At 75.9% G+C, this 6932-nt stretch carries 3 protein-coding genes; 1 reads left to right on the plus strand and 2 read right to left on the minus strand.

The features are described 5' to 3' along the window. Positions 1–46 precede the first annotated feature (46 nt). Positions 47–1123, plus strand: a complete 1077-nt coding sequence (locus ACFWWQ_RS07705; protein WP_384591777.1) for an HAD hydrolase family protein — start codon at positions 47–49, stop codon at positions 1121–1123. Positions 1124–1224: 101 nt separating this feature from the next. On the opposite strand, the gene ACFWWQ_RS07710 is transcribed toward ACFWWQ_RS07705, so the two are convergent. Then, positions 1225–2970: a GAF domain-containing sensor histidine kinase gene (locus ACFWWQ_RS07710; protein WP_384591780.1), complete on the minus strand. Its 1746-nt coding sequence runs from the start codon at positions 2968–2970 to the stop codon at positions 1225–1227. Positions 2971–3097: 127 nt separating this feature from the next. Continuing rightward, a complete protein-coding gene (gene cydD / locus ACFWWQ_RS07715) occupies positions 3098–6766 on the minus strand; it encodes a thiol reductant ABC exporter subunit CydD (protein WP_384591783.1) in 3669 nt (1222 codons plus the stop codon). Positions 6767–6932 lie beyond the last annotated feature (166 nt).

Here is a 6932-nt window from a genome sequence, read left to right on the forward strand (position 1 = left end):
CCGCCCCAGGGGTTCCCCCCGCCGCCCCGTGCGCGAAGATGGCCCGGTGACCTCTGCGACGCCTCCCCGAGCCTCTGTGACGGGCGCCCTGCCCCGGCTGATCGCGACCGATCTCGACGGGACGTTGCTGCACGACGACAAGACGGTCTCGGAGCGGACGATCGCCGCGCTCGCCGCCGCCGAACGGGCCGGGGTCGACGTCTTCTTCGTCACCGGGCGGCCGGCCCGGTGGATGGATGTGGTCAGCGCTCATGTCCACGGGCACGGTCTGGCGATCTGTGCGAACGGTGCGGCCGTCGTCGATCTGCACCGGGGGCGCCGGTTCGTCGAGGTCAGCCCGTTGCCGCTGGCGGCCGCGCGGGAGGTCGTGGAGGCACTGCGGTCCGCCGCGCCCGGCACGTCGTTCGCGGTCGAGCGGACCGGCGGAATCCACTACGAGCCGCACTATCCGCCGTTCCAGCGCGATCCGGCGGCCGTCACCGCCCCGGCGGAGAAGCTGCTCGCCGACGACTTCGACCCGCCGCCGGGGCCCGCCCCCACCACCCTGGGCGCGGGGGACGAGGTGATCGCCGCGCCCCTGGGAGCGAGGGATGCCGTCCCGGTGGGTGCTCCGGGCGCCGTCCCGGTGGGTGCTCAGGGCGCCGTCCCCATGGAAGCGCCGGACGCCGGTCCGCCCCGTACCGTGAGCGTCGTTCCGGGGGCCTCGGCGCCCGGGGTCGTCGCGGGTGAGATCCCCACGGCGGGCCCGGGGCAGCCCGTGCTCAAGCTGCTCGCGCACCACCACGAGTGGGAGCCGGACGCGTTCCTCGCGCTGGCGCGGCGGACCGCCGGGACGCTCGCCTCGATCACCCGGTCCAGCCCCACCGCCTTGCTGGAGATCAGCGGCCCCGGGGTGAGCAAGGCCGGGACGCTCGCCCGGTGTTGTGCGGAACGCGGTATCGCCCCGGAGGAGGTCACCGCCTTCGGGGACATGCCCAACGACATGGAGATGCTGGCCTGGGCGGGCATCTCGTACGCCATGGCCAACGCCCACCCCGACGTCCTCGCCGTCACCACCGGCCGTACCGCCTCCAACAACGAGGACGGTGTGGCGGCGGTGATCGAACGGCTGCTGGGCGCCTAGGATTCGCCGACGGCGGAGGCGGCGCACGCCAGCCGTTGCGCGCCCCCGCCCGGCCCGGCGCACGCCCCTGAGCCGCGCGCCGGTCACCGGAGGCGCCCGCCTCACAACGGTGCCTCCCACACCACCGTCGTCCCCCTGCCGTCCGGCCCGATCCCAGGGCCGTGCGTGCTCGATCCGCCCAGCGCCTCGGCGCGCTTGGCGAGGTTGCGAAGGCCGCTGCGGCGGCCGTCCGCGGGGATGCCGATGCCGTCGTCGGAGACGGTCAGCCGGACGCCGTCCGTGCCGTCGGGGAGCGTCACCGTCGCGTCGACGACGACCTCGATCCGCGCCGCCCGGGCGTGCCGGAACGCGTTCGACAGCGCCTCGCGGACCGCGGCGATGAGGTTCTTGCCGGTCAGCTCGCCGACCCGCGCGTCGACGGGGCCGATGAACGACGCCGACGGGCGGAAGCCCAGCGGGACGGCGGCCGTGCCGATCTCCCGCAGCACCCGGGTGCGCAGCCCGGACGGCGCCTCGGTGGGCTCCTGCTGGAGCGCGAAGATCGCCGTCCGGATCTCCTGGATCGTCACGTCCAGCTCGTCGACGGCCTTGGCCATGTTCTCCTTCACCTCGGGCACCACGGCCCGCCGCTGGGCGCTCTCCAGCAGCATCCCGGTGGCGAACAGCCGCTGGATGACCAGGTCGTGGAGGTCGCGGGCGATGCGGTCGCGGTCCTCGTAGACGGCGAGCCGGGCCCGGTCGCGCTGGGCGTCGGCGAGGACCAGGGCCAGCGCCGCCTGCGCGGCGAACTGCGTGGCCAGGGTGCGCTCCGCCGCGGTGAAGGGACGGGCGCCGCGCGCCCTGGGGGTGGCGAGGGTGCCCAGGACCCGGCCGTCGCTCTTGAGGGGCAGCATCATGCTCGGCCCGAACCGCGATGCCAGAGGGGTGACCATCCTCGGGTCGGTCGCCGAATCGTCGAGGAACAGCGGTTCCCCGGCCAGCAGTTGCTCCGCCACGGGGCTGTCCGGCGGGATCTGCGTCCCGATGATGCCGACCGGGTCGTCCGCCGACACCGCGACGATCTCCAGGCCGCCGTCCTCGTCGGGCAGCAGCACGATCCCGGCCGCCGAATCCGCCAGCCGTCGGGCCTGTTCGGCGACGACGGCGAGCGCGTCGTCGACGTCGCTGCCCTTGAGCAGTTCGGTGGTGACGGCGACGGAACCGTCGATCCAGTGCTCCCGCTGCCGGGTCGCGGCGTAGAGGCGGGCGTTGCCGATGGCGATGCCCGCCTCGGTGGCGAGGACCCGCACCATGTGCAGGTCCTCCTCGCTGAACTCGCCGCCGCCGCGCTTCTCCGTCAGGTAGAGGTTGCCGAAGATCTCGTGCTGGACGCGGATCGGCACCCCCAGGAACGTCCGCATCGGCGGGTGCCCCGGGGGGAAGCCGCACGAGCGGGGGTCCCGGGTGAGGTCGGCCAGCCGCACCGCCTGGGGGTCGTGGATGAGCGCGCCGAGCAGGCCCTTGTGGCCGTCGGGCAGCGCGCCGATGCGCCGCCGGTCCTCCGCGGTCACGCCGTACGTCACGAAGTCCGACAGGCCCTCGCGCGCCTCGTCGATGATGCCGATCGCGGCGTACCGGGCGTCGGCGAGTTCGGCGGCGGTCTGCACGATGCGGTCGAGGGTGACGTGCAGGTCGAGTCCGGCGCCGACGGTACGCATCGCCTCCATCAGCCGCGGTACCCGCGCGGTCAGCTCCGCGGAGAGCCCCTGAAGGCTGCGGGTCGCCTCGGTGGCGGCCTGCAACGCGTCGGTGTCCGCCCCCGGATGCCCGGTGTCCTGCGGTACGGAAGGCCCTTCGGTGGCTGCCATACCCAGAGCCTAATACGGGCTGGTTTGTGGGCGTTTGCGGTGCCGGATGGTGCCGGTAATCGGTGACCCGCGCCCGAGTCCGGTACGTCCCAGGCGGGCGCCCCCGGGTGGGCAGGGGCGCGTTCGCCTACCCGCGCGCCGCCCCCGCCACGGCCTCGCGCCCCTCCGGGCCCGGTACGGACCCGGCACCGTACACCGCGTCCACCGACCGTTCGCGCTCCAGCATCCGGCGGAACGGGCCGTCCGCCGCGGCCAGCTCCGCGTAACCGCCGTGCTGGACGGGGCGGCCGTCCGCCAGCACCACGATCTCGTCGACCGCATCGAGGCCGGTGAGCCGGTGGGTGATCAGGACCGTGGTGCGGCCCTCCGTCGCGGCCAGCAGATCGGCGGTGAGCGCGTCGGCGGTCGCCAGGTCCAGATGCTCGGCGGGCTCGTCCAGGACGAGGACGGGGAAGTCGGCCAGCAGCGCGCGGGCCAGCGCCAGCCGGCGGAGCTGGCCACCCGAAAGGCGGGCGCCGTGCTCGCCGACCATCGTGTCGAGCCCGTCGGGCAGGGACCGCACCCACGTGGCGAGCCGGGCCCGTTCCAGCGCCTCCCACAGGTCGTCGTCGCCGGTCACCTCCGGTGCGGCGAGCCGGAGGTTCTCCCGCAGCGAGCTGTCGAAGACGTGCGCGTCCTGCGCGCAGAGCCCGACGAGCCGCCGCACCGCGTCGCCGTCCAGGTCCGCGGCGTCCGTCCCGGCCAGTGTGTACGCGCCCGCCTCGCGGTCCAGGAACCGCAGCAGCACCTGCGCCAGCGTGGTCTTGCCGGAACCGGACGGCCCGACGACCGCGAGCCGCCGCCCGGCGTTCAACGTGAAACCGACCCCGTCCAGCGCCGGTGCCGCCTGCCCCTGGTGGCGCGCCGTCAGCCCCCGCACGATCAGCGGGAACGGCGCGTCCGGCGCGGTCTTCGGCGCCTTTGGCTCGCGGACCGGCGCGGGCGCGTCCAGCACCTCGAAGACCCGCTCGGCGGCGCGCCGGGTCCGCAGCCGGTACTGCGCGGCGAGCGGCAGCCCGGCCACCGCCTCGAAGGCGGCCAGCGGTGTCAGCACCACGACGGCGAGGGCGACGCCGTCCAGCCGCCCGGCGTGCACCGCCTGCACGCCCAGCAGCGCGGAGGCGGTGACGGTCAGCCCGCTCAGCAGCGCCGACAGTCCGGCGCCGGCACCTGCGGCCCGCGCGGAGCGGGACGCGATCCGGGTCAGCTCCCTGTCCGCGTCCTTCACCGACGCGGTACGGGAGGCGAGCGCGCCTGCGACGGTCAGCTCGGCGGTGCCGGTGAGCAGGTCGACGACGCGGGTGGCGAGGGTGCCGCGGGCCGGGGCCAGGCGGTGTTCGGCGCGCCGGGACAGCGCGGCCGACAGCAGCGGCACCCCGGCCCCGGCGAGCAGCAGCCCGGCGGCGAGCACAGCGCCCGCTTCCGGCAGCAGCCAGGCGGTGAAGCCGACGGCGCCCACGCCGGCCACCACGGCTGCCCCGACCGGGAGCAGCCAGCGCAGGAAGTGGTCCTGCACGGCGTCGACGTCGGCGACCAGCCGGGAGAGCAGATCGCCGCGGCGCCGCTCCCGCAGCCCGGCGGGCGCCAGCCGCTCCAGCCGCCGGTAGACCGCCACCCGTACGTCGGCGAGCATCCGGAACACCGCGTCGTGCGCCACCAGCCGCTCCGCGTAACGGAACACGGCGCGGCCGATGCCGAAGGCGCGGGTCGCGGTGACCGCCACCATCAGATAGAGCACCGGGGGCTGCTCCGAGGCCCGGGAGATCAGCCAGCCGGACGTCGCCATCAGGCCGATCGCGCTGCCCAGCGCGAGGCTGCCGAGCAGCAGCGCCAGCGCGAACCGTCCCCGGCGCACCCGCGCCATCCGCCGCAGCCGGGCGAGGGCGGAGCCGCCGGAGGGGTGCGGGTCCGGGCTGCCCGAGTCGTCCGGTGCCGCCGCGTCCCCGGAGGCGTCCGCCGGGGCCGCCGCCCGCGCCGCCGCGCCGGGCTCCCGCCGCAGGGCCGCCCCCTCGGCCTCCGCCGCATCGGCTTCCGGATCCGGTAGCCGCACCACCCGGTCCGCCACCGCCAGCAGCGCCGGGCGGTGGACGACGAGCAGCACCGTCCGTCCGGCGGCCAGGCGGCGGACCGCGTCGACGACGGCCGCCTCCGTCGTGCCGTCCAGGTTCGCGGTCGGCTCGTCCAGGAGCAGGACCGGCCGGTCGGCGAGGAATGCCCGGGCCAGTCCGATGCGCTGCCGCTGACCTGCGGAGAGACCCGCGCCGGACTCGCCGATACGGGTGGCGGCGCCGTCCGGGAGTGCGTCGACGAAGCCGAGCGCGCCCGCGTCCCGCAGTGCCCGGCGCAGCGCCGCGTCGTCGGCGTCCGGGCGCGCCAGCCGGACGTTCTCCGCGAGCGTCCCGGCAAAGAGGTGCGGCTGCTGCGGCACCCAGGCGATCCGGGCGCGCCAGGCGTCGGGGGCGAGGGTGGCGAGGTCGGTGCCGTCGACGAGGACCCGGCCGCCGGACGGCGCGGTGAAGCCGAGGACGACACTCAGCAGGGTGGACTTCCCGGCGCCGGACGGGCCGGTCAGGGCGACCGTCTCGCCCTCCCGCACCTCGAACGACGTCGCCGGGAGCGACGGGGTCCGGCGCCCCGGGTGGCGGACGACGAGGCCGTCGACGGTCAGCGCGGTACCGGCGGGCGGCGGAGCCGTCCCGGCGGGCGGCAACGGCGTCTCCAGGACGGCGAAGATCTCCTCGGCGGCCGCCAGGCCCTCCGCCGCCGCGTGGTACTGCGCGCCCACCTGCCGCAGCGGCAGATATGCCTCGGGCGCCAGGATCAGCACCATCAGCCCGGTGGTCAGGTCGAGTTCGCCATGGACCAGCCGCATGCCGATGCCGACGGCGACCAGCGCGACGGAGAGGGTGGCGAGGAGTTCCAGCGCGAAGGAGGAGAGGAACGCGATCCGCAGGGTGCGCAGGGTGGCGCGGCGATAGGTGCCGGTCAGCGTGCGGATGGCGGTGGCCTGGGCCTTGGCCCGGCCGAAGACCTTCAGCGTCGGCAGGCCCTCGACGACGTCGAGGAAGTGGCCGGAGAGCCGGGACAGCAGCCGCCACTGCCGGTCCATCCGCGCCTGGGTGGCCCAGCCAATGAGGACCATGAACAGCGGGATCAGCGGCAGCGTGACGACGATGGTCAGCGCGGAGATCCAGTCGCCGGTGACGATCCGCGCCAGCACGGCGACGGGCACGACGACGGCGAGGCCGAGCTGCGGCAGATAGCGGGCGAAGTAGTCGTCCAGCGCGTCGATACCGCGGGTGGCGAGGGTGGCGAGTTCCCCGGTGCGCCGCTCGGCACCGTCCGCGCCCCGCGCTTCGCCGCCTTCCGTCACGGGCTCCGGCGCCGGTTCCGCAGAACCGTCGCCGCCGGTATGCCGCGTGGGCGCGCCCGGACCGAGCAGCGCCGCCCGTTCCACCAGCCGGTTCCGCAGCTCGGACTTGACCGCGGCGCTCGCCCGGTGCGCGGCGAGTTCGGTGAGCCAGGAGACCAGCCCGCGTCCGGCGGAGACGGCGGCGAGCAGCGCGACCGGAACGGCCAGGTCACCGAGGTCGCGGCCCTGCTGGAAGGCGCCGACCACGATCTCGGCGATGAGCATCGCCTGGCCGATGACGAGGCCCGCGCCGGCCAGCCCGAGGAGCACCACGGCGACGAGGAATCCGCGGGTGGCGCGGGCGTGACGGATCAGGCGCGGGTCGATGGGTTTCACGTGAAACATCCGTCCTGGCAAGCCGGTTGGCACCGCTCCGGGGAGCGGAACCGCCCGGCGGGCTCGGGCTGGCGGTCCGGGAGGGGGCCGGGGGCCGGCGGGGATAGCGCGGCCCCCCCGGGGGGGGCCGCGCGCCCCCCCGCGGCGGGGGGGCGCCGCGGGGGCGGGGGGCCGG

This window comes from Streptomyces sp. NPDC059080 (assembly GCF_042739975.1).
GTDB lineage: Bacteria > Actinomycetota > Actinomycetes > Streptomycetales > Streptomycetaceae > Streptomyces > Streptomyces benahoarensis.

Excerpts from the sequence above, each read along its gene's own strand:
- ACFWWQ_RS07710 (WP_384591780.1), bottom strand. The coding sequence starts at position 2,970 with ATGGCAGCCACCGAAGGGCCTTCCGTACCGCAGGACACCGGGCATCCG.
- cydD (WP_384591783.1), bottom strand. The coding sequence starts at position 6,766 with ATGTTTCACGTGAAACCCATCGACCCGCGCCTGATCCGTCACGCCCGC.